Genomic DNA, 23,628 nt, shown 5'->3' with positions numbered 1-23,628 from the left:
GACGGTTAGCTTTGATTGATGCTTTACAGCTCATCATAATCGCCGCTTCTTCTCGAAGTTTTTTTACATCGACTTTCTTCATGGTCAGCAGCTGCTCAATCATATCTTCAATAATTTCCTGTTCAATTCCTGTCGGAAACCATTGAGGATGAGAGCGGACAATGAAGGCATTGTGCCCGAATTCTTCTAGAAACACGCCGACCTTTTCAAGTTCTTCTATATGCTCTTCGATGCGCATGCATTCGTCAGAGGAAAATTCAAACGTCATTGGAACAAGCATTTCCTGCAATTCATTTTCAACTCTGCCTACTTTTTCGGCAAAATATTCATATTTTATCCGTTCCTGTGCAGCATGCTGATCAATGAGGTATAAGCCATTTTCATTTTGAGCAAATATATACGTTCCATGCATTTGTCCAATTGGATAAAGCGGCGGTACTCTTGGAGCATTCTTCTCTACCTGTTGATAGGCTGGTTGCTGCCCTACTTCTTCTTCTTCTTCTGCAAAAACATCCTCTTGTGCAGCATTGTCATTCAGGAAATCCACATCTGCTGAAAAAGGGTCTTCATTCTTGTCTGGCATTACAAATGCTTGATTCGTGCTTTGTGGTAGTACTTCTAGATTGATAATCTGCTGTTCTTTTTCAATCGTTTCCCGAATAAGTGCAGCTTGCTGCTGTCCCTTGGCAAGAATATCTTTACCCGTTTTTACAACATGATCTAAGTCAAACGCGGTTTGTTCTGAGACAGGCTGTTCTTTTTTTACCGGTGCAAAGCCAGCCGGAATCAGGACACGCTCTTGGAAAGCCTCTTTAATTGTTTGGGTAATTAAGGCACCTAGTTCTTGTTCTTTGCTTAACCTAACTTCCATTTTGGACGGATGTACATTTACGTCTACTAAAATCGGATCCATCTCAATTGACAGCAGTACGACTGGAAACCTGCCGATTGGAAGCAGCGTATGGTACCCTTCTGTAATAGCTTTAGCCAGTGCATAATTTTTAATAAAACGACCGTTTATCATCGTTGAAATATAATTTCGGGAAGCTCGCGTAATTTCTGGCAGGGCAAGATAGCCCGATAGTTTAAAATCTAACGTTTCACCGTTTATGGGAATCATTTTCCGAGCAATATTTATGCCATAGATGGCTGACAACACCTGCCGGACATCACCGTTTCCATTCGTATGAAGTAATTTCTTCTCATTATGCGTTAACCGAAATGAAACCTCGGGATGTGACAGCGCTAATCGATTGACGATATCACTAATATTACCGAGTTCAGTATGAATCGTTTTCATATATTTTAGGCGCGCTGGGGTATTATAAAATAACCCCGAAACGCTAATATCTGTCCCTTTTCGGCTTGAAGAAGCATCATATTCCTTTATCGTCCCGCCTTCAAGCAAGATTCTTGTTCCTGGACCATCCCCGGTGCTTGTTTTTAATTCAAAAATGGACACAGAAGCGATGCTTGGCAGAGCCTCTCCACGGAATCCAAGCGTTCTGATTCTGAATAAATCATGTTCGTCTTTAATCTTACTAGTTGCATGCCGCTGAAATGCTCGTTTGACATCGTCAGCCATAATCCCGTCACCATTATCAATAATTCGAATCTGACTTAGTCCTGCTTCTTCAATCTCAATTTCAATAATGGTGCTGTTTGCATCAATGGCATTCTCCAGTAATTCCTTTACAACTGAGGCAGGGCGTTCGACTACTTCTCCGGCTGCGATTTTATTGGATAATGACTCATCTAGCTGAACAATCTTCCCCACATCATCACCTCATCGTTACGATTTTAATTTTTTTGTAGTTTATACAAGATATTGATTGCATCAAGTGGTGTCATATCAAGCACTTCCATACTTTTTAGTTCATCAAGCACTTTTTTTCTTTAGGAGTCGCAGCACTTTGTTTCACTGTATTAGGTTCGGCAAAGAAGGATAACTGAGCTGCTTCTTCTGCAGCCGATAGCGCTTCTTGCTTTGCAGGTACTTTAATACTCCCAGAAGCAACAGCTGTATTAGGTTTCCCTGTATCACCCTTTTCCAGTTCCGTTAAAATGGCTGTTGCCCGTTCGATTAACATCGCAGGCAGCTCAGCAAGCTTAGCCACATGAATTCCGTAGCTCTTATCTGCTGCGCCTTCTTTTATTTTATGAAGAAAGACCACATGGCCATTTTGTTCAATCGCACTAACATGAACATTTTCCAGCATCGGTAAGTCCTCTGACAGAACAGTCAATTCATGGTAATGCGTAGAAAACAGCGTTTTAGCGCCAATTTCTCCATGAATGTATTCAATAATGGCTTGCGCTAGGGCCATTCCATCATAGGTTGAGGTCCCGCGGCCGATTTCATCAAATAATATTAGACTGTTCTCAGTTGCATTAGTAATCGCATTCTTCGCTTCTAGCATCTCCACCATGAACGTACTTTGTCCAGAAATCAAATCATCTGCTGCCCCAATTCTGGTGAACACTTTATCAAAAATAGGCAGAACCGCTTCTGAAGCAGGTACATAACACCCGATTTGGGCTAAAATAGCGATGAGTGCAACCTGCCGCATATACGTACTTTTACCTGACATATTGGGACCCGTAATTAACAACATTTCACGTTCAGGGTTCATCTGGCAATCATTGGGCACATACTCTTGTGAATCCAGCACCTTCTCAACCACTGGATGCCGCCCATCTGTAATCATCATTCTCCGCTCATCTGAAAAGACAGGTCTTATATAATGACGCTCTTCACTGATTGTCGCAAAGCACTGAAGGACATCGAGTTCACTAACCGCACGTGCAAGGGCCTGAAGCCTTGGAATATACTCTTTCACTTGTTCGCGGACGGACAAGAATAAGTCATATTCTAAACTAATGCTTTTTTCCTCAGCTTGGAGAATCAGGGCTTCCTTTTCTTTTAGTTCCGGGGTAATAAACCGTTCTGCGTTCGACAACGTTTGTTTTCGCTCATATCTGCCTTCTTCAAGCAGATGGAGATTTGCCCGGGAGACTTCTATGAAATAGCCAAATATACGATTATAACCGATTTTTAACGATTTAATACCGGATGCTTCACGTTCCTTACGTTCAAGGGCAGCCATCCAAGACTTCCCATTTCGGCTCGCATCTCGGTACGTATCGAGTTCTTCATTAAAGCCATCACGAATGATATTGCCTTCTTTAATCGATAACGGCGGGTTTTCAACAAGAGCTTGCTCAAGTAGATCTGTTACTTCTTCGCATGCATCCAGCCTTTGTGTGAGTTTGCTCATCGTTTCATTATCCATCGAAGAAACAATTTGTTTGATATAAGGAACCTGCTCAAGTGAACGTTTCAACTGATTAAGATCTCTGCCATTAACATTACCGAACGCAACTCTTCCTGCCAATCTCTCTAAATCATAGACTTCTTTTAAACGATCACGAATATCCTGCCGTTCAAAATAATGAGCAATTAACGTACCGACCAGCTGCTGTCTTCCTTCAATCTGCGTTTTTGCAATTAATGGACGGTCAATCCATTGTTTAAGGAGTCTGCCCCCCATCGCCGTTTGTGTTTCATCCAGCAGCCATAAAAGCGAGCCTTTTTCCCTTTAGAACGAATCGTTTCGGTCAACTCTAAATTACGCTTTGAATAGTAATCCAACTTCATATAATGATTGATTTCATAGGGCTCAACCGGTTGAAGATGGTCAAGACTTCGTTTCTGCGTCCGATAAAGATAATTCAAAAGCCTTGCGATTGTTTCACGGTGCTGATGATCCTTCAAGATCGTTAGTAATTTCTCAAATGATGATTCTTTATCCTCAATTTGATCTTCAAAAGATAAAACCGCTATTCCGCGGTCTTTCATGTTTTTCTGCCATTCGCTATTAAAATCACTGGCTATCACAACTTCTTTTGCACCTATAGTCGACAGCTCATTAAAAAGATCATCAAATCGTCCCTCAATAACGGTTGTCCTGCTTTCACCAGTAGATAGGTCTGTATAAGCAAATCCAAAGCTCTGATTATGAAAATCCGTAACGGTCGCAATGTAGTTGTTTTCTTTTTCATCTAACCCTTTGCCATCCATTTTCGTTCCAGGCGTAATCAGCTGGACTACTTCACGGCGAACCATCCCTTTAGCAACTTTCGCATCTTCTACTTGTTCACAAATGGCTACCTTGTAGCCCCTTTCAATCAAAACATCTATATAATTTGCTGCAGCATGATAGGGGATTCCGCACATAGGAATCTTTTCCTGCGTTCCCCCCTCACGCCCAGTCAGGGTTATTTCAAGTTCCTTTGATGCGGAAATAGCATCATCAAAAAACATTTCATAAAAATCGCCTAAACGAAAAAATAAAAAGGCATCCTGGTACTCTGCCTTTATTTTTAAGTATTGTTGAATCATTGGTGTGTATCCAGCCATGTTCCCAAAACCCTTCCAAACTAAATTATCATTATTATGTATCCACTATTATACCATAAGAAAAAAGCAAGTTTTCTATGAAATGCAGGTTGCTTTAGAAATTACAGACATCTGTAAAGAAACATTTTGGAACCTTTGCCAATAAAGACAATAAGACCGGATGAAAGAAATTCATCCGGTATCTATAATTAATGAATTCTGTCTTCTCCAGTGTGATTCTGCAGGCTGATACCTAGCCATTTCAAGATAGCTCCTTATTCGTCCTCAAATTCAACAAGGAAGTCAGGATCCAGATCTTCAAAATCGTCATCTGGGTCATAGCCCCAATCATCATCACTGCATCCATCAGGACTGACGGCGACACATACTTTCGTTTCGCCAATCACCTCTACAAAGAATTCCCGCTCTACCTGAACGATAATCTTTTTGCCATCAGGAGAAATAGATGCTTCAATACAGTTTGGCTGTTGGACTGCTTTCGCAATAACTTCTTGATCTTCATTACAATCCGGGTCACGGTACTTTAACGATAAAACATCAGTATATTGTACCTTTTCAGTTACGACTTCTGTTTTTGTATTATGATTATGCGAATACCAAACATTGATTTCGTAGCTGCCGCGGATTTCTACTTTCTTACCAACCTTAATTGCTTCATACCTATGGTTGATAATCCAACATCCAAGAATGCTTGACGGATGATGAGCTGGGCTAATGGTGTGTGAAGACTTTGTAAATTTACGTCCCTTTGCCACCACCGCTTTAGTTATTATCTCTCTATAATCTGACATACTAGCGAACCCTCCTCATACAGTTTCCATTCATCCTATGCGGGTTAAAAGTCTAATGTGCCACAATTTTTCAGACTAGAAACTGAATCCCAAATCTTGAAACATACGTTATTTTATGCCCGGTTTGTAGGTAATGTGCCAAGACTGAGGAGGTATTTGTTAGGTAGACAGTTGTTTACGATAGAAAAATAGACTGATTTTTGATATTTACCCACTTTAGTTAAACAAGAAAAAACCCTTCCTTTGATGGAAGGGGTATCTCTTAAGTTTCTATTATGAACAGCTATTTCCGCCAGCACGTACCTTTGAACCTGTTTCTCCACTCAAAAGGTCGCCTTCTGTCGCTTCTATAATCAGATCCGTTACCGTATTAGAAATCTGCGATGAAACCATCTGCAGAAGATCATTTACATCGACTTGAGATTGCTTAAATTCTTCTACGATTGGCAGTTCATCAATTTCTTTTTGCAATGCATCAATTTTTGCTTGGACTTGGTTATATGCTTTTTCTTTTCCGTAATGCTGGAAATTCACGGCTTGTTTTTGCAGGCTCTTAATACTAGCAATCATTTCGCGTACTTTTTGGTTATCATTAATCTGTGCTTCAGCACGCTTGAAGAAATCGACTTCTTCCGTACTTGCAATCATTTTTGCCAGCTCCGCTGCTCGTTCAATAATATCTTCTTTTGTATAAGTTGCCATTAGCTTTCCATCCTTATTGCGGCAGCTTCTTCGACCATATTTCCATTTACTGACCATGTTTTTGTACCTGTAATTTTCACAGAAACAAGCTGGCCAATAGCAGTTTTAGGTCCAATGAAGTTTACCAGTTTATTTTTTGATGTATATCCGGCCAAAACATCCGGATTCTTCTTGCTTTCACCTTCAACTAACACTTCAACAATCTGTCCCATATACGCATCCATTTTTTGAGCAGATGTTTCATTCACCAAAGCATTAAGCCTCTGCAAACGCTCTTTTTTCACTTCCATGGGGACGTTATCTACCATTTTAGCAGCCGGTGTGCCTTCTCGTGGTGAATAAATGAATGTATAAGCGGCGTCAAATCCTACTTCACGGAATAGTGACATCGTTTCCTCAAATTGTTCTTCCGTTTCATTAGGATAGCCGACAATAATATCAGTCGTCAATGAAACATTTGGAATTGCCTCTTTTATTTTTGCGACAAGTTCTAAATACTGCTCACGTGAATACTTACGGGCCATGATTTTTAAAATGTCTGTGCTTCCTGATTGTACAGGAAGATGGATATGATCGACAAGGTTTCCGCCTTTTGCGAGAACTTCAATCAAGTGATCATCAAAGTCTCTTGGATGGCTTGTGGTAAAACGGACTCTTGGAATATCAATCTTACGCATTTCATCCATTAAATCACCGAGACCATAACTGCTGTCTGTGAAATCTTTCCCATACGCATTCACATTTTGTCCAAGCAATGTAATTTCTTTATAGCCCTGTGATGCCAACTGGCGCACTTCTTGAATGATTTCTTCGGGACGACGACTTCTTTCTTTCCCCCGTGTGTATGGGACAATACAGTAGGTGCAAAACTTGTCGCAGCCATACATAATATTAACCCATGCCTTCGTTTTTCCCTTTCGAACCTTAGGAAGATTCTCGATCACATCACCTTCTTTGGACCAAACCTCAATGACCATTTCCTTTGAAAGGTAGGCTTCATTAAGAATCTGGGGTAGACGATGGATATTATGCGTACCGAAAATCATATCAACGAATGAATGCTTGGCAAGTATACGATTAACAACTGATTCTTCCTGAGACATACATCCACAAACACCTAATAATAAATCCGGTCTTTCTGTTTTTAGTGTTTTCAAATGGCCAAGCTCGCCAAACACCTTATTTTCCGCATTCTCCCGGATAGCACATGTATTTAGAAGAATAACATTTGCATCATCGACTGTATTCGTCGCTTCATAGCCAAGTGCGATAAAAATTCCCGCCATAACTTCTGTATCGTGTTCATTCATTTGGCAGCCATATGTACGAATGAAAAATTTGCGTCCTTTACCCATATCGCGGAATTTCTCGGCGATGGCAAAATCTTTTTCATATTTAACGTCTTCTTTGCCGCGCTTTTTTGCATCCCTCAAAGATGGAGGGACGTAAACAGTCTGAAAGTAGCTGCTGTAGTCCTTTTCGGATATTTTGTCCGTGGGTTGTTCAGCATGCACTTGCTGTGATTCTAGACGTTGTTTTTCGTTCAAGAATATCCCCCTCTTTCTCATTCCCTATAAAACTGTAGCTTTTTTACTATTTTTGACTTACAACTTATCATTTTAAACCATTTATAGGTTTCAAACAATCATTTATCCATATCTTCAATATCTATCCATAACCTTTTAAATACAAAAAAATAAACGAGGACTGTTCCCTCGTTTAAGAGCTTAAATTAACGGATAATACTAAGCTCCATTCCGGCTTTTTCAAACGCCCGCAATGCCTGCTCTAAGTCGGCTTTGCTGTGTTGTGATGTCACAATCGTCCTGATCCTTGCCTGCCCTTTTGCTACCGTGGGAAACACGATTCCCTGAGCGAAAACGCCATTTTCCAGCAGCTTATCAGCTAATTTTAAGGTCAGTACTTCATCTCCAATCATAACCGGTGTAATTGGTGTTTCACTTTTATCTGTATTAAACCCTAAACTTCTCAGCCCCTGTTTGAAGAATTCACTATTAGTCCAGAGTTTTTCGATTCGTTCCGGCTCTTCAATCAACACATTGACCGCCTCTATACAGGCCATTGTTACGGCAGGAGGGTGCGAAGTACTGAATAAAAATGGACGTCCCTTATGAATTAAATAATCAATTAACACTTGCGGTCCGGCAACATATCCACCTAAAACCCCCATTGCTTTACTTAGCGTTCCTACCTGTATATCTACCTTTCCATCGAGCCCAAAATGATTGACAGTACCACGGCCGTTTTCCCCCAAGACACCTGATGCATGGGCATCATCTACCATAATTAGTGCATCATATTTCGCGGCAAGTTTTACAATCTTCGGCAGCGGAGCAATCGTACCGTCCATGGAAAAAACACCATCTGTAACGATTAAGCGTTTACGGTAATGCTGAGTATCAGCCAAGGCTCTTTCCAGGGAAATCATATCGACATGTTTATAGACCGACCGTGCAGCTTTCGTTAGACGGATGCCATCAATAATGGACGCATGATTTAATTCATCGGAGATCACTACATCGTCCTCACTTACTATCGCTGAGAGTACGCCCTGATTCGTTGTAAAACCCGATTGAAAGACAAGAGATGCTTCTGTATGCTTAAAAGCAGCTAGTTTCTTTTCTAGCTCCTGATGCATGATGAGTGTCCCCGCAATTGTTCGGACAGACCCTGTTCCTACTCCATACTTTTCAATGGCATCTATGGCTGCCTGTTTCAAACGAGGGTGATCGGTCAAACCTAGATAATTATTAGATGAAAGCTGGATGACTTCCCTCCCGTTGATCACTACCCTCGCCCCTTGCTCGGATTGAAGCGTGACTAATTGACGAAACGTTCCCTCTTTTCTCATCTCATCTAATTCTGCCTGTAAATCGTCGAAGCCGCGCATATCATCCCCCCGTTCATCTATTCAATTTATCCATTTTACGGATGAAGGATTACCTTACCGCATTTGCCTTCTATCATGAGATCAAAGCCTTTCTCAAATTCCTCCAGTGGAAAAGAGTGCGTAATGATGGGTAATACATCAACCTGTCTTGTTGCAAGCAAACTTGAAACTTGCTGCCAGGTTTGAAACATTCTCCGTCCTGTTATCCCTTGAACCGTGATGCCTTTAAAAACGATGTCATCTGTAATATTAATTTCAACTGGGCGTGTCGGCAGACTTAAAATAGATACCCTCCCGCCGTTCGTAACCATTTTAAGACCTTGATTTATCGCTGCAGGGTTCCCGCTCATTTCACAAACCACGTCCACTCCATTGCCGGATGTTACTCGATCGATAACCTGCAGCGGATTTTCTTTCGCCGAATTAATCGTACGCGTTGCTCCCATTCTCTTGGCGAGATTCAATCTGTACTCGTTTATATCAAGGGCAATAACTTCCGCTGCCCCTGCAGCCTTAGCGACACCTGCCGCCATCATTCCAATAGGTCCGCAGCCGATAATCGCAACGATTTTTCCTACAACCTCCCCAGAAAGAACGGTATGAACGGCATTCCCCATCGGTTCCTGAATGGAAGCAACCTCCACTGGCATATCTTTTGGATTTCTCCAGACATTCTTTGCTGGTAAAACAATATATTCAGCGAAGCATCCATGAGTATCTACGCCAATAATTTTGGTGTTTCTACATATATGATAAAGACCTGCCAGACACTGCTGACAAGATCCACAGACTAAATGTGTTTCCGCAGACACAAAGTCACCTTTCTTGAGAGAAGTTACTTTGGCACCGAGACCGACCACTTCACCAGAAAATTCGTGACCAAATACAAAGGGTGGATGTACTCGATTCTGTGACCATTCGTCCCACGTATAAATATGAACATCAGTGCCGCAGATAGAAGCCGCGGTTACTTGAATTAAGACTTCATCCTCCGCATAATTCGGAATATCGATCATTTGTAATTCAGCACCATAGCCATATTGATGTTTTATAATAGCTTGCATTTTCCCATTCACCATGGACACTCTCCCTAAACTACCCACTTAATCATTGTTAATCAGTTGTTTTATCAATATGAAAAAACAACGATAAACATGACTGTCCGATTGAGAAATACAATAAGGAGTGTAAAATAAGCGCACAATTTTTCAATATAATGATAGATATCTTGTACACCTTGTCCATCTTTGAATATTCTATCTTGTAGTCAATCAAAAAGGAGTGTTGTTTCATGTCAAATTATTCAAATAACAATCATCATTCTAACTCAAATTCCAATAACAGCTTTACTTGTCGCTGCCAATTTAATTCCCAAAATAACTCAAATACGAACTACAGCCAAAATCCTAATCAGTACAATAATAACTACAGTAACAATAACTACAGCAACAATAACTACAATGGCAACCAAAATCACGATAACTGCTGGTTATTTCGATTAAACTGCGGTTCTAGACGACAAAATAACAACAACTATAACAACAATAACAATAATAATTACGGTTGTAATGGTTCCTACTAATCGTAATGACAGCGAACAGCTAAAATGAAGTCTCCCCTCCATTTAGCGTTTTAGAGCGGTTTAAAAGTGAAACGGACAAGGAGCTTATCTCCTTGTCCGTTTCAACCGTACATAGACCTGTTAAGCCTTTTTTACATGAATTCCCCCGCCATTTGGTCGAACGCTTCCTGACTTAAATTGAGATCAGCTTTACTCAATCCTTCCTCTTTATAGCCTGGAATTAATTCTTGATAGGATTGACGATTTGAATCTTGATAAATGATTCCCGTGACAAGACCATCGTGTTCCATTATGGTCTGCATCGCTTGCTGTTTATCGGATGGATCATACTGTTCAATTGTGCTCAGTTTCGTCAGGTTTTCTTTAAACCAATCGTACGTATTAATTTTATTATAGGTTACACACGGACTGAATACATTGATGAGGGAAAAACCCTTATGACGAATGCCTGCTTCAATAATAGCCGTCAAATCCTTTAAATCAGTAGAAAAACTTTGTGCGACAAAAGTTGCTCCTGCGGATAATGCCAATTCCATTGGAGAAACTGCTTGTTCGATTGACCCTTTCGGTGTTGATTTGGTTTTAAAGCCGGCTGCTGAACGTGGAGATGTCTGTCCCTTTGTTAACCCATAGATTTGATTATCCATCACAATATACGTGATATCAATATTCCGTCGAATCGAATGGAGGGTATGTCCCATACCGATAGCAAATCCGTCGCCGTCCCCTCCTGATGCAATGACGGTCAGTTCGCGATTAGCCATTTTAACACCCTGTGCGATCGGCAGGCAGCGTCCATGAATGCCGTGGAAGCCATATGATTTAATATACCCGGAAATACGTCCAGAACAGCCGATGCCTGAGACAATGGCTAATTCATCTGGTACAAGTCCTACATTAGCCGCAGCTCTTTGGATTGCAGCCTGAACAGAGAAATCTCCGCATCCTGGACACCAGTTAGGCTTCACATTGTTACGAAATTCTTTAAACGTCGCCATCAGTGAACAACTCCTTGCATTGTGCGTAGATTTCATGTGGCAGAAACGGGTTGCCGTCGTATTTTAGGATGCTGTTGATTTTGTTAATCTGCCCAACATTCATCTTCAAAATATTAGCAAGCTGGCCTGTCGCATTATTCTCAATAACGACTACTTTCTTAGCTGACTGAACCAACGGGAACATTTCATCAGCAGGGAATGGGTGAAGCAGCCGTATATGCGCATGATTCACTTTCACTCCATCAGCCTCAAGCCTTCCAAATGCTTCTTCAATTCCGCCTCTTGTAGATATAAAACCGATAATTAACAGATCAGGCTCTAAGTGAGGGGTATTTTTGTATACCGGTGTTTTAAAAGAAATCTTTTTAATTTTCCGCATCCGTTTATCCATCTGGCTCTTTCGATTAACCGCCGACTCGGATGGTTTTCCTGATTCATCATGTTCTACACCTGTCACATGATGGATGCCGTTAAACATACCTGGTACTACACGAGGCGAAATACCATCTTCCGTTACTTCGTACCGTTTGTAATATTCATTGCCTTCAAGTACTGGCAGAGTACCCTGTTGCTGCAGTTTACCGCGTCTGATTTCAACTCGTCCATAATCCAAAGGCTCAACAGTCTGCTTTCCAAGGGACAACTGTAAATCCGAGAGAATGATCACTGGACACTGATACTCTTCAGCTAAGTTGAATGCCTCAGCTGTATCATAGAATGCTTCTTCCACGGTACTCGGAGCCATGACAATCTTGGGAATTTCTCCATGTGTTCCATAGATCATTGCCATAAGGTCTGATTGCTCTTGTTTGGTTGGTAAACCTGTTGAAGGTCCCCCGCGCTGAGTATCAACAATAACCAGCGGCGTCTCCGTTATTCCAGATAAACCGATTGCTTCCATTTTTAAAGATAAACCGGGTCCTGCTGATGCAGTAATTGCTCTTACACCACCGTAATTTGCTCCAATAGCCATCGTTGCGGCAGCAATTTCATCTTCAGTTTGTATAACTGTACCGCCTAATGGCGGCAACTTCTTTATCAGATATTCCATAATTTCAGAAGCAGGAGTTATAGGATAAGCAGCCATAAATCGACAGCCTCCTGCAATGGCTCCTAGAGCTATTGCATCATTACCTATCATAAACATTCGCTTCTTGCCGTCTGCTTCTTCAAGCATCATCTTCCCGACGTCTCCAGCCAAAGCTTCTTTCATATGTTCATAGCCTGCCTCAATGGCAGCCATATTTTTTTTGACAATCTCTTCCCCTTTACGACCAAATATTTCATTGACCACTCCGCTGAACACATCAATATTCATACCAAGAACAGCACATGTAGAACCAATAGCCACCATATTTTTCATCAATGAGGTTCCTAAATCTGCTGCTATTTCAGTAAAAGGAATACTGACTAGTACTGCCTTTGTATCAGGTGGAACAGGTTTGAATTTTGAATCAGCAATGATAATTCCATTGTCATGAAGTTCTTCGTAGTTAACGTCGATCGTTTCCTGATCAAAAGCAATCAGAATATCAAGGTCATCTGAGATTGATCGGTTCTGGGTTGTACTGACTCTAATTTTATTATTGGTATGACCGCCTTTAATACGCGAAGAAAAATGACGATAACCATAAAGGTAATAGCCCAGCCTGTTCAAAGCAATACAGAATATTTCCCCTGTACTTTCAATCCCTTCGCCTTGCTGTCCGCCAACTTTCCATGAAAGTTGATTGATCATATTCCTTACACCCCTTTTACGATATCTACTAGTCTACATGGTTCTAGAATCATTTTTTATCAGAATAATAGGGCTGCATTACACTATTTCAAGCCCTCGGTAATCGTTTTCATTCTAGCTTTTTACATTCAAAAAAGCAACCATTTCCTTCCATTATTAATTAAATATCTGAATAATTAGTTATTTATTATTTTCTCTAATTTATCAAAGGTTAACGTTCCGGAAAGTGTGAAGCGAAATTCATAAAGGCAATTTTTTTGGTTAAATCCGCTGAATAATATTTTTCTAATTCTTCAATTAATAAGCCGTACCCCTCATACGAAGCAAGGTTTTCAACTGTACGATCGATTCCGTCAAAGTCTGAACCGAAACCAACCTGATTCTCTCCTCCTAATCCGCAAATATAATCAAGATGATTCAGAATATCTTTTATCTGAGCACTACCTGATAATCGTAAAAAATCCGGAAAAAACGCAATTCCAATCATTCCCTGCTTCTTTAAAAGTGCTTTAATTTGGTCATCTCGTAGATTCCTTGGATGTGGACAAAGTTTATATACATTGGAGTGCGAAGCAATTGGATAATCAGCAAGTTCTAAAACATCCCAAAATGAGTGCTCCGATAAATGGGAAACGTCAGTAGAGATTGACTTATTGTTTAATAGCCTCACTAAATGCTCCCCAAATATACTCAGACCACTATTACGCTTCTCCAGCGCACCGTCAGCTGCTAGATTACCATAGTTCCATGTCAATCCTACAGAGGACACGCCAAGACGTATGAGTGTACTTAATTTAAGCAAATCTCCGCCGACACAATCACAGCCCTCCAGAGTTAGAACAGCTCCAATTTCATCGCTCTTCATTGCGTCAATATCTTTTTTAGATTTTATAAGTTTGACGTTTGGCAAGTATAGGACTTTTTCATAAAAAATATCAATCATAGCTAACGCAGCCATATAGCGTAGATCTGGATGAACGGCTTCTGGAATATATACCGCGAAGCATTGGATACTTCCAGGCGAATGAACGAGAGATTGATAACTCACTTGCAGCTTCGAATGATCGGTAAACAGTAGATTCCGGTCCAAAAAAAGTTTCATCAAAACATCACAATGAGCATCGAATATCCGCATTACATTCCTCCTTTATCAGCATAAAAAAAGAACCTGCTTGCAACGTAGCAAACAGGAGATAATATATAGTAGATTCTATCGAGGTTCAATAATCAACTTTATCGCTGTTCGGTCTTCTCCATCAATCTTAATATCTGTAAAGGCAGGAATACAGATTAAATCCATTCCACTAGGGGCGACAAATCCTCGTGCAATCGCTACAGCCTTTACAGCTTGATTTATTGCACCCGCACCAATTGCTTGGATTTCTGCTCCTCCTCTTTCCCTGAGAACCCCTGCGAGTGCACCTGCTACAGAATTAGGATTAGATTTTGCTGAAACTTTTAATATTTCCATCCCTAGTCCTCCTTGTTTTCCCTTACCTTGGTGAAGACTGACTCAAAAGAAGTGATTCCATTCCATTGCTACTATATTCACTAGGAGAAACACGTATGACTGTAAATCTAAATTACCTGTACAAAAGGTAGTTTGTTTTTAAATTTATCTGCAAAAAAAAATCGCCTATGCACGTATGCATAAGCAATTTTTGAGTCTTAATGATAAAAAGGATGGTCTTCGTTAATTAATAAACGTTCTATTTTCTTAGCTTTTCCTGTTTGATCATTAATTTCAATGATAACAGCACTTAAAATAGTACGGCCTTCTTTAGGAACTTCAAAACGAACGGGCAAGCTAGTTAAAAAGCGATGAATGACTGCTTCCTTCTCCATGCCTAATATTCCATCATATGGGCCTGTCATTCCAACATCAGAAAGAAAAGCAGTACCATTAGGGAGAATACGATTATCAGCAGTCTGTACATGTGTGTGTGTACCAACAACCGCCGATACTTCACCATCTAAAAACCAACCCATTGCTTGTTTTTCACTAGTAGCTTCACCATGAAAATCGACAAAGATAATAGGTGTGCGCTTCTTAGCTTCAGCAACCAATTCTTCTGCTTTTAAGAATGGATCATCGAGCGGCGCCATAAACGTTCTTGCCTGCAAATTAATTACAGCAATCTCAAGCTGATTCAGTTTTAAAAATTTCAAGCCTTCTCCTGGAGTTCCTTCAGGAAAATTCCCTGGACGCACAAGATATTTGGCATCATCGATAAACTCAAAAATTTCACGATTATCCCAAGTATGGTTGCCCATCGTCACAGCCTGCGCTCCCCACTCAAGGAATTCACGGTAAATTTTTTCTGTAATTCCACGTCCTCCAGCAGCATTCTCACCATTAATAATGGTAATGTGGGGACGGTACTTTTCTTTAATTTTCGGGAGATATTCCTTAACCATATCACGGCCCGGTGATCCAACTACATCACCTATAAATAGCAATTTCATGAAAAAAATCCTTCCTCTTCGTACATTTAGTAAGCTTTATTATTGTACCATAAAAAAATAAGAACAAAAAACAAAGTGGATTTCTCCACTTTGCTTACTTAGCATATTCAACGGCTCTAGTTTCCCGAATCACCGTTACTTTGATATGACCAGGGTAATCTAGTTCTTCTTCAATCCGTTTCCGGATATCACGAGCGAGACGATGTGCCTCTAAATCATCAATTTGCTCTGGTTTTACAAGGATACGTACTTCTCGTCCTGCTTGGATAGCAAATGATTTCTCAACACCATCATAAGATTCCGAGATTTCCTCTAGTTTTTCCAGGCGGCGAATATAATTTTCTAGTGTTTCACTACGAGCGCCCGGCCTTGCAGCTGAAAGCGCATCTGCAGCAGCAACCAACACAGCAATAACAGATGTTGGTTCAGTATCGCCATGATGTGAAGCAATACTGTTAATAACAACTGGATGTTCTCTGTACTTCGTTGCAAGTTCCACACCAATTTCTACATGGCTTCCTTCAACTTCATGATCAATTGCTTTACCAATATCATGTAACAGACCTGCTCTGCGTGCAAGCGTTTCATCTTCACCCAGCTCCGCAGCCAGCAAGCCTGATAATTGAGCAACCTCTACAGAATGCTTCAGCACGTTCTGACCATAACTTGTACGGAACTTCAGACGGCCAAGAATTTTGATTAGATCCGGATGGAGACCATGAACGCCTACTTCAAATGTAGTTTGTTCACCGAATTCACGGATTTGTTCATCAACTTCCCGTCTTGCTTTATCGACCATTTCTTCAATACGTGCTGGATGGATTCGTCCATCCTGAACAAGTTTTTCAAGAGCTAAACGAGCTGTTTCACGGCGAATTGGGTCGAATCCTGAAAGAATGACTGCTTCAGGCGTATCATCAATAATTAAATCAATACCTGTAAGCGTTTCAAGAGTACGAATATTTCGTCCTTCACGACCGATAATACGCCCTTTCATTTCGTCATTTGGAAGATTCACTACAGAAACGGTGGTTTCTGCTACATGATCTGCTGCACAACGCTGAATTGCGATTGAAAGAATTTCTTTCGCTTTCTTATCGGCATCTTCTTTTGCACGATTTTCTGTTTCTTTTACCATAAGCGCAATATCATGAGCCAGCTCATTCTCCGTACGATCAATTATAATTGCTTTTGCCTCATCACGGGTTAAAGCTGAAATACGTTCTAGCTCTGATTGCTGCTTCCGAACCATTTCATCCACTTTGCTTTCCATCTCTTCAATATGCTGTTGTCTTTGGTTTAGAGAGTCGTCCTTTTTTTCTAAAAGGCTTTCACGTTTGTCCAACGTTTCATCTTTTCGATCAAGGTTCTCTTCTTTTTGCAATAACCGATTTTCTTGTTTTTGTAATTCTGCTCTTCGTTCGCGAACTTCTCGCTCAGCATCAGTACGCACTTTATGAATCTCATCTTTTGCTTCCAATAGGGCTTCTTTTTTAGTGGCTTCCGCTTCACGTTTGGCATCATCCAAAATCGTTTCTGCGGAACCTTTTGCCCCCGTTATCTTATTTTCAAATGTAGTCTTGAAGATAAAATAACCAACAACTGCACCGACGATTAGGCCAAGCAAAATGGAGATGATGACTGTTATAGGTTCCATCGTTTCACCTCCCCTTGCTTATGAACTTTTTTACATGGTTAAATTTGAACTTTCGGCAAGTACTTTGAGTACTTAGCTTTTAAAAATCTCAATTTGAAAAAATGTAAATTATACATATTAATTGTATAGTTGTGAATTTTTATTGTCAAGTAGCTGACCACTCGTATACACGAATATTCATATGTTTTATTCCTTTTAGTCCCTAAAATAGAAAATAAACGATAAATTAACCAAATTTATTCATTTTAACACCACAAAGGTTTTACATTTTTCGAGTTTATTTTGCAAAAAACCAGGCTAAAAAAGCCTGGTTTTTTAATCAATCTAAATCTAACTCAAGTTCTTCTTCTTTTTCATTTTCCTTTACGGCAACATGCTCGCTGTCTAAATTATAATGATCACGAATTTTCTTATAAATTTCATCTTGAAGCGTTTGATTCGACTTCAAGAATAGTTTTGCATTTTCGCGTCCTTGGCCAAGACGGTCGCCATTATATGAGAACCATGATCCGCTTTTTTGAACAATATCCAATTCCGAAGCCATATCGATAATTTCACCTTCACGTGAAATACCCTCTCCGTACATGATATCAACTTCAGCAACACGGAACGGTGGTGCTACTTTATTTTTCACCACTTTTACTTTTGCTCTATTACCAACAATATCATTTCCTTGTTTTAATTGTTCAGCACGACGAACTTCAAGACGTACAGTCGAATAAAACTTAAGCGCGCGGCCTCCTGGAGTGGTTTCAGGATTACCAAACATAATACCGATTTTTTCTCGGACCTGGTTAATGAAAATAGCAATTGTATTTGATTTATTAATTGCACCTGAAAGCTTACGAAGTGCCTGAGACATCATTCTTGCCTGCAGACCCATATGAGAATCTCCCATTTCACCTTCAATTTCAGCTTTAGGAACCAACGCTGCCACGGAATCAATAACAAGTATATTTACAGCGCCGCTGCGGACAAGAGCCTCAGCTATCTCAAGCGCTTGTTCACCAGTATCTGGCTGTGAAAGCAGCAATTCATCAATATTTACGCCAAGTTTTGAAGAGTAGGCAGGATCTAATGCATGTTCAGCATCAATAAAAGCAGCTGTGCCGCCAGCTTTCTGAACTTCAGCGATAGCATGTAAGGCAACAGTCGTTTTACCTGAGCTTTCTGGGCCGTATATTTCAATGACTCGCCCTCTTGGATAGCCGCCTACCCCTAAAGCTACATCAATAGCCAAAGATCCACTTGAACTAGTGGAAATTCTTGTATCTGTCTTTTCACCCATTTTCATTATTGAACCTTTACCAAATTGTTTTTCAATTTGTTTTAAAGCCATTTCTAATGCCGCTTGACGATCACTCACTCAATTTCCTCCTCAATATTTAATTAACCAGCTAAAACCAGTTAATAGTAAATTCACTATCTATAAAACCTCTTTTGTTGAGGCCGAACATTAACAAAGTTGTTGTACCAGCATCCAAAAAGGAGTGTTTCTTATCCTTTAAAGCTTATCCTTACTATATACTGTTTTTACTCATTTGCCAAGTAAAAAGTCGAACATTCATTCGTTTTTTTAGTTTGACTTTTTCCTTCAAAATTGCTCTTTTCCTTATAGTAAAATGAATCTTTAAGAGTTCATATCTAAAAGAAATGTAAATTTACAAGGCTGCAATTATTTTTTTCTCAATGACGTAAGCAAAGTATCCTGAACTGCACTCGAGAATAGATTATTCTCTATTTACTGTTGATTCCCCATTTCCTATTATGAAAACCATTATCATCAATAAAGGTACTTTACTCAGTATAAAACTCAAAAAAAAAGAGACAGCAGCAATGCCATCTCCATGTTTCATTTAATCTTATGATAGGTTGTTTACTTCCTGCAGTAAAAAATGACAACCGTATTTCACACTGCGAACACGATTTTGAGATCGACTGCCCGAAAGACTCAGCTTTTTAGCCAGTGATTTTCCATTACGAAAGGCAATTCCAATGAATATTGTACCCACAGGTTTTCCTTCTTGAGTATCTGGTCCAGCAACGCCGGTGAAGCTGATACCTATATCAGCATCAAACTGAGTACTGACGTTTTCAGCCATTTCAATCGCACATTCTTCACTGACGACGCCAAATTGTTCAATTGTCTTGTTTTTGACATTGAGCACATTTGATTTCGCATCATTTGTATAACTGACAATACCGCCTTTAAAGACTTTGCCTGCACCTGGGATTGTTGTCAGCTGTTCTTGAAACATCCCGCCAGTCAGGCTTTCAGCTCCCGCTATGGTCAGCTTGCGAACAGTAAGTTCCTTTACTAATTCCTTAATAAGTGACGTTTGGTTATTTCCATAATGAAATTGCCCGACTCTGCTTAAAATTTCTTTTTCAGCTGCAGCAATCATCTCTTCGCACTTTTCTTTTGTTTCATGCTTTGCTGTTATCCTAAGTGTTACTTCGCCATCGCCTGCAAGCGGTGCGATTGTCGGGTTGGACTGTTTTTCAATTAAGTCTTCAATTACCGTTTCTAACTTAGCTTCACCAATCCCAAAAAAGCGCAGAACTTTAGATTCAATTCGTTCATGCTTATCCATCATTTTCATAAGCGTTTGATAGCCATATTTCAAAAACATTGGTTCCATCTCACTTGGAGGACCAGGCAGGAGCATATAAGTAATATTCTCGACCGTCAGGACCATACCGGGTGCCATGCCATGATCATTTGCTAATATGTCAGATCCCTCAAGTACAAGTGCTTGTTTTTTATTATTTTCAGTCATGACTCGGTTTGATTTAGTGAAATAGGCTTCAATGGATTGAAGGGCCTCTTGATCAAAAACAAGTTCTTTACCCAGCATTCTTGAAATGGTTTCTTTCGTCATATCATCCTTCGTAGGTCCTAAACCGCCGGTGAAAACAATTAAGTCAGCACGTTTCTTGGCAATATCGACTGCATCCTGCAGTCTCTTGTCATTATCCCCTACGACCGTATGATAATAAACGTTAATACCCATTTCTGCAAATTGCTGTGATAAAAAACGGCCATTTGTATTTACAATCTGCCCTAAAAGCAGTTCTGATCCAACCGCAATAATTTCTGCATCCATCTCTCCAGTCACTCCGTTCTTTACTTCGAATTAATAAATATAGATTTATTTTTCGCGAAATATTCCCAACCAGACCAAACAGTGAAGATTAGCGCAATCCAAAGGGCAATATAGGCTAATGGGAATGAGAACAAGGCAAATGGCAGATTGTGAAGTAATAATGCGGAAATAGCAATAATCTGTGCCCATGTTTTAATTTTACCCAACGTAGCAGCAGCCACAATTTCTCCAGATCCAGCTAAAATGGCTCTTAATCCTGTTACGGCTAGTTCTCTGCTGATAATGATGATCACAATCCACGTTTGTCCATAAATTAAATCTAAGTCTACTAGAACCAAAAGTGCAGCAAGTACCAGCAATTTATCCGCTAATGGATCTAAGAATTTGCCGAGATTTGTAACCATGTTCAGCTTACGAGCATAATACCCGTCGATCCAATCCGTAGTGGAAGCAATAATAAAAACCACTGTCCCTACAAGATGCGTAATTGGGAGTACATGCCCATCTACATTTAGTTCTCCCCATGACAAAGGCAGGAGCATAATTAATAAAAAGATAGGTATTAAACAGATTCTCGATATAGTAATCTTATTCGGTAGATTCACTTCTTTACCCTCCAAAAAATTCGCATTAAACACTCATGAAGAAAAATAGCCACCAATAAGATGACTATTCAGGTTTCGTGAATTGTATTGTTACAGTCTGTGTAGTACTTTTCGTTGGTGAAACCGAATATTCAAGCAGCTCTTCATTCACATAAATTTCGGTTGCAGCTGCATTACCTATTCTAACTTTCGCCTCTGTTTCTTCTGAAAAATCAATTTCTTTACTTTCGCTGTCCTTTAAAATACCTTCAAATAATGACTTGCCGTTTGCATTTTTAACACTTACCCACGTTTCACCTTTTGAAGAAAGTTTCAGGAGGAATTTATCTGTATTCTTGAGTTCGTACGTACTATTGGTTCCTGCGTTGCTCACTGAAGCGAGTTCCTGTTCAAGCTCCGGTTCCTCTTCTGTTCCTTTTGACTCTTCGTCTGCAGGTTCCGTCGTTTTTTCTTCAGGTTCTTTAGTCTCTTCTTTCTCTTTGTCTTTCTCTAATGGAGAATTTTTGGTCTCTCCATAATTAACATTGTCTTCATTTTTCACTTCAGGACTGCCGCTGCTTTTGTTATCGTTATTATAGTTTACCCATAAGACGTAAACGAGAATAATGGCACCAAGAACGAAAATTGAAACGAGAATTTTCGGGAATATCTCCATAAATTTCGATGTTGATGGAGATAGTGACTTTCTTGTCCGCACTCGTGACAGCTGGTCTGGTAATTCTTGATTCGCTATCGCGGGTACTTCTGATTTGTACTGTTCAAAAATTTCTTCTGAATCAAGACCAACTGCTTCACAATATTGTTTTATAAAAGCACGCACATAAAATTTGCCGGGCATCATATCATAGTTACCTTCTTCAATGCCTACCAAATACCGTTTTTGAATCTTTGTAACTTCTTGTAGATCATCCAGGGTCATACCCCTAGCTGTTCTTGCTTCTTTCAGTCTATTACCTAATTCCGTCAATTAAAACACCTGCCATTTTAAAAATCGATTGAACCAAATTCAGTTGCACCGAACTGATCGTTTTGGTCTGCTGCTTCGTATGTAATTTCTTCTTCAGGGTTGTTTCGTAACTCAATAATGTAATCAAAATCTTCTAATGTATATTCTGTATTCTGCACAAATACATCAGGATGCTCGACTACTTTCACCGCATCCATTCTCATAATTTCACGTACAAGCTGCCAATGACGTTCATTAGCACGGCGAGTTGAAACAATCCCATCCAGAATGAATAAATTATTGTCATTGTACTCATCTTCAATCAACTGACTGCGAATGGTCTGTTTTAAGAGAGTGGACGAAACAAATAGCCATCTCTTATTTGCACACACACTGGAGGCAACAATTGATTCTGTTTTTCCTACCCGCGGCATCCCGCGAATCCCAATCAACTTATGGCCATCTTGTTTGAATAACTCTGCCATAAAGTCAACTAACAACCCTAAATCTTCCCTGACGAAACGAAACGTATTTCTTTCATCGGCATCACGCTGAATGTATCTGCCATGCCTGACAGCTAAGCGATCACGGAGATTCGGCTCTCTTATTTTATGCACCGTTATGGTGTCCATTGTCGACAAGATCGATTCAAATCTTTCAATACTCCAGTTGTCATTTGCCACTAATAGCATGCCCCGTCTGCCTTCATCTACACCATTAATGGTAACGATATTAATCGAGAGCATACCCAGCAGCGAAGAAATATCTCCTAACAAACCTGGACGGTTCTTTTGTATTTCATATTCAAAATACCATTCTTTTTTTTCCAATCCAAACACTCCTTAAGTGACAGGATCTTATTTATAAGGTAGTTTTATGAAAAAACCCGCATTTTTGCCCGGAATCGCGGATACCTACCCCTATGATTGTCTATTTTCTATAATATAGCATAATGGGTTAAGTTAAAAGCGAAAACATTCTAAAATTCAGGCTAATCTTTACTTAACTTTAAAATAGTTCTTGCGCCGCGGCAGGTAATTATGTGCAGTTAGTTAAAACCCTCATGCATCTGCCCATGCCAATAAAAAAAGCCCCATCAAATGACAGGGCCTTAAACCAGTTACTGTGTACCATTGTTTTCCACTAATTTAACCATCATACTCGCAATTGAATGCTTTTCTTCATCGCTCGCTACTGACCATAAGTCGGCAAGCACTTTCTCTTGATCATTTTGAGGTTCCACTTGTTTAGCCAAGTAGTCGCCAATTTCAAAAGCAAGATTACTTACAGTATCTTGCTGAATGCCTTGGTGCTCCCCTTGATGCAAGCGATCTCCTAAGAAGTTTTTCCATTGATCCCAATTATCTAATACAGACATCTTTCATCATCCCTTCTTTCAATTCGTACATAGTTAGTTTGTGAAGAAGCGATTTAATTTATGCATGGAAAAGATGAGTTAGTACCAACCTCCATTAACCCCCACTATTTGACCGGTAATGTAAGAAGCCTTAGATGATAGTAAAAAGGAAGCTGTTTCAGCAATCTCAATAGGTTTACCGACTCTCCCCATCGGAATATCTTCATTCAATTGATCAAATTCCTCTTCGGTGAATCCATCCAGCATGGCTGTTGAAATAGCTCCTGGGGCAATTCCATTTACGCGAATATTATTCAGTGCACACTCCTTACTCAGTGCTTTAACAAA

Annotated in this window: 19 protein-coding genes and 1 pseudogene; all 20 read right to left on the bottom strand. The window is 40.0% G+C overall.

The window, feature by feature from the left end; genetic code table 11:
• Positions 1 to 1,777: DNA mismatch repair endonuclease MutL (gene mutL / locus WYK_RS21890; RefSeq protein WP_040376549.1), on the bottom strand; the 1,777-nt coding region annotated here is incomplete at its 3' end.
• A 23-nt stretch (positions 1,778 to 1,800) separates the two neighbouring features.
• A pseudogene (gene mutS / locus WYK_RS21885) lies at positions 1,801 to 4,420 on the bottom strand (DNA mismatch repair protein MutS).
• Between the two features lie 254 nt (positions 4,421 to 4,674).
• Positions 4,675 to 5,211, bottom strand: a complete 537-nt coding sequence (locus tag WYK_RS21880) for an outer spore coat protein CotE (RefSeq protein ID WP_040376548.1) — start codon at positions 5,209 to 5,211, stop codon at positions 4,675 to 4,677.
• A gap of 273 nt (positions 5,212 to 5,484) precedes the next feature.
• A complete protein-coding gene (locus WYK_RS21875) occupies positions 5,485 to 5,913 on the bottom strand; it encodes a YlbF/YmcA family competence regulator (protein ID WP_040376547.1) in 429 nt (142 codons plus the stop codon).
• Positions 5,913 to 7,460 (bottom strand): tRNA (N6-isopentenyl adenosine(37)-C2)-methylthiotransferase MiaB, encoded by a 1,548-nt coding sequence (gene miaB / locus WYK_RS21870; protein ID WP_040376546.1) that lies wholly within the window; start codon positions 7,458 to 7,460, stop codon positions 5,913 to 5,915. Before miaB ends, WYK_RS21875 begins: the two co-directional genes overlap by 1 nt.
• 185 nt (positions 7,461 to 7,645) lie before the next feature.
• Positions 7,646 to 8,824 carry a glycine C-acetyltransferase gene (locus WYK_RS21865; RefSeq protein WP_040376545.1) on the bottom strand — a complete coding sequence of 393 codons (1,179 nt, stop codon included), beginning with the start codon at positions 8,822 to 8,824 and terminating at the stop codon, positions 7,646 to 7,648.
• A gap of 35 nt (positions 8,825 to 8,859) precedes the next feature.
• Complete coding sequence (gene tdh / locus WYK_RS21860; protein ID WP_040376544.1) at positions 8,860 to 9,903, bottom strand: L-threonine 3-dehydrogenase; 1,044 nt, start codon at positions 9,901 to 9,903, stop codon at positions 8,860 to 8,862.
• A 634-nt stretch (positions 9,904 to 10,537) separates the two neighbouring features.
• The gene (locus WYK_RS21855) at positions 10,538 to 11,404 is read right to left on the bottom strand and encodes a 2-oxoacid:ferredoxin oxidoreductase subunit beta (RefSeq protein WP_040376543.1); all 867 of its coding nucleotides are present in this window, start codon (positions 11,402 to 11,404) and stop codon (positions 10,538 to 10,540) included.
• Positions 11,391 to 13,142 carry a 2-oxoacid:acceptor oxidoreductase subunit alpha gene (locus WYK_RS21850; protein ID WP_040376542.1) on the bottom strand — a complete coding sequence of 584 codons (1,752 nt, stop codon included), beginning with the start codon at positions 13,140 to 13,142 and terminating at the stop codon, positions 11,391 to 11,393. Before WYK_RS21850 ends, WYK_RS21855 begins: the two co-directional genes overlap by 14 nt.
• A 211-nt stretch (positions 13,143 to 13,353) precedes the next feature.
• The gene (locus WYK_RS21845) at positions 13,354 to 14,277 is read right to left on the bottom strand and encodes a dipeptidase (protein WP_040376541.1); all 924 of its coding nucleotides are present in this window, start codon (positions 14,275 to 14,277) and stop codon (positions 13,354 to 13,356) included.
• Between the two features lie 75 nt (positions 14,278 to 14,352).
• Positions 14,353 to 14,613, bottom strand: coding sequence for a stage V sporulation protein S (locus WYK_RS21840; protein WP_040376540.1), 261 nt, complete (start codon positions 14,611 to 14,613; stop codon positions 14,353 to 14,355).
• 197 nt (positions 14,614 to 14,810) lie between these two features.
• On the bottom strand, positions 14,811 to 15,608 hold the full coding sequence (locus WYK_RS21835; RefSeq protein WP_040376539.1) for a TIGR00282 family metallophosphoesterase: 798 nt from the start codon (positions 15,606 to 15,608) through the stop codon (positions 14,811 to 14,813).
• Between the two features lie 94 nt (positions 15,609 to 15,702).
• Complete coding sequence (gene rny / locus WYK_RS21830) at positions 15,703 to 17,265, bottom strand: ribonuclease Y (RefSeq protein WP_040376538.1); 1,563 nt, start codon at positions 17,263 to 17,265, stop codon at positions 15,703 to 15,705.
• 319 nt (positions 17,266 to 17,584) lie between these two features.
• Positions 17,585 to 18,631 carry a recombinase RecA gene (gene recA / locus WYK_RS21825; protein WP_040376537.1) on the bottom strand — a complete coding sequence of 349 codons (1,047 nt, stop codon included), beginning with the start codon at positions 18,629 to 18,631 and terminating at the stop codon, positions 17,585 to 17,587.
• A 496-nt stretch (positions 18,632 to 19,127) separates the two neighbouring features.
• Positions 19,128 to 20,372 carry a competence/damage-inducible protein A gene (locus tag WYK_RS21820; protein WP_040376536.1) on the bottom strand — a complete coding sequence of 415 codons (1,245 nt, stop codon included), beginning with the start codon at positions 20,370 to 20,372 and terminating at the stop codon, positions 19,128 to 19,130.
• 20 nt (positions 20,373 to 20,392) lie between these two features.
• Positions 20,393 to 20,977: a CDP-diacylglycerol--glycerol-3-phosphate 3-phosphatidyltransferase gene (gene pgsA, locus WYK_RS21815; RefSeq protein WP_040374100.1), complete on the bottom strand. Its 585-nt coding sequence runs from the start codon at positions 20,975 to 20,977 to the stop codon at positions 20,393 to 20,395.
• Positions 20,978 to 21,041: 64 nt separating this feature from the next.
• Complete coding sequence (locus WYK_RS21810; protein WP_040374101.1) at positions 21,042 to 21,944, bottom strand: helix-turn-helix domain-containing protein; 903 nt, start codon at positions 21,942 to 21,944, stop codon at positions 21,042 to 21,044.
• A 17-nt stretch (positions 21,945 to 21,961) separates the two neighbouring features.
• Entirely contained in the window at positions 21,962 to 22,753 is a 792-nt protein-coding gene (locus WYK_RS21805; RefSeq protein ID WP_040374102.1) for a DUF3388 domain-containing protein, read from the bottom strand.
• A gap of 290 nt (positions 22,754 to 23,043) precedes the next feature.
• A complete protein-coding gene (locus WYK_RS21800) occupies positions 23,044 to 23,301 on the bottom strand; it encodes a DUF3243 domain-containing protein (RefSeq protein WP_040374103.1) in 258 nt (85 codons plus the stop codon).
• A gap of 78 nt (positions 23,302 to 23,379) precedes the next feature.
• On the bottom strand, positions 23,380 to 23,628 hold a 249-nt coding region (locus WYK_RS21795; protein ID WP_040374104.1), incomplete at its 5' end, for an SDR family oxidoreductase.

This window comes from Peribacillus psychrosaccharolyticus ATCC 23296 (assembly GCF_000305495.1).
In the GTDB taxonomy this organism is placed as follows: Bacteria; Bacillota; Bacilli; order Bacillales; family DSM-1321; genus Peribacillus; species Peribacillus psychrosaccharolyticus.
This window is presented reverse-complemented; position numbering and strand designations above follow the sequence as displayed.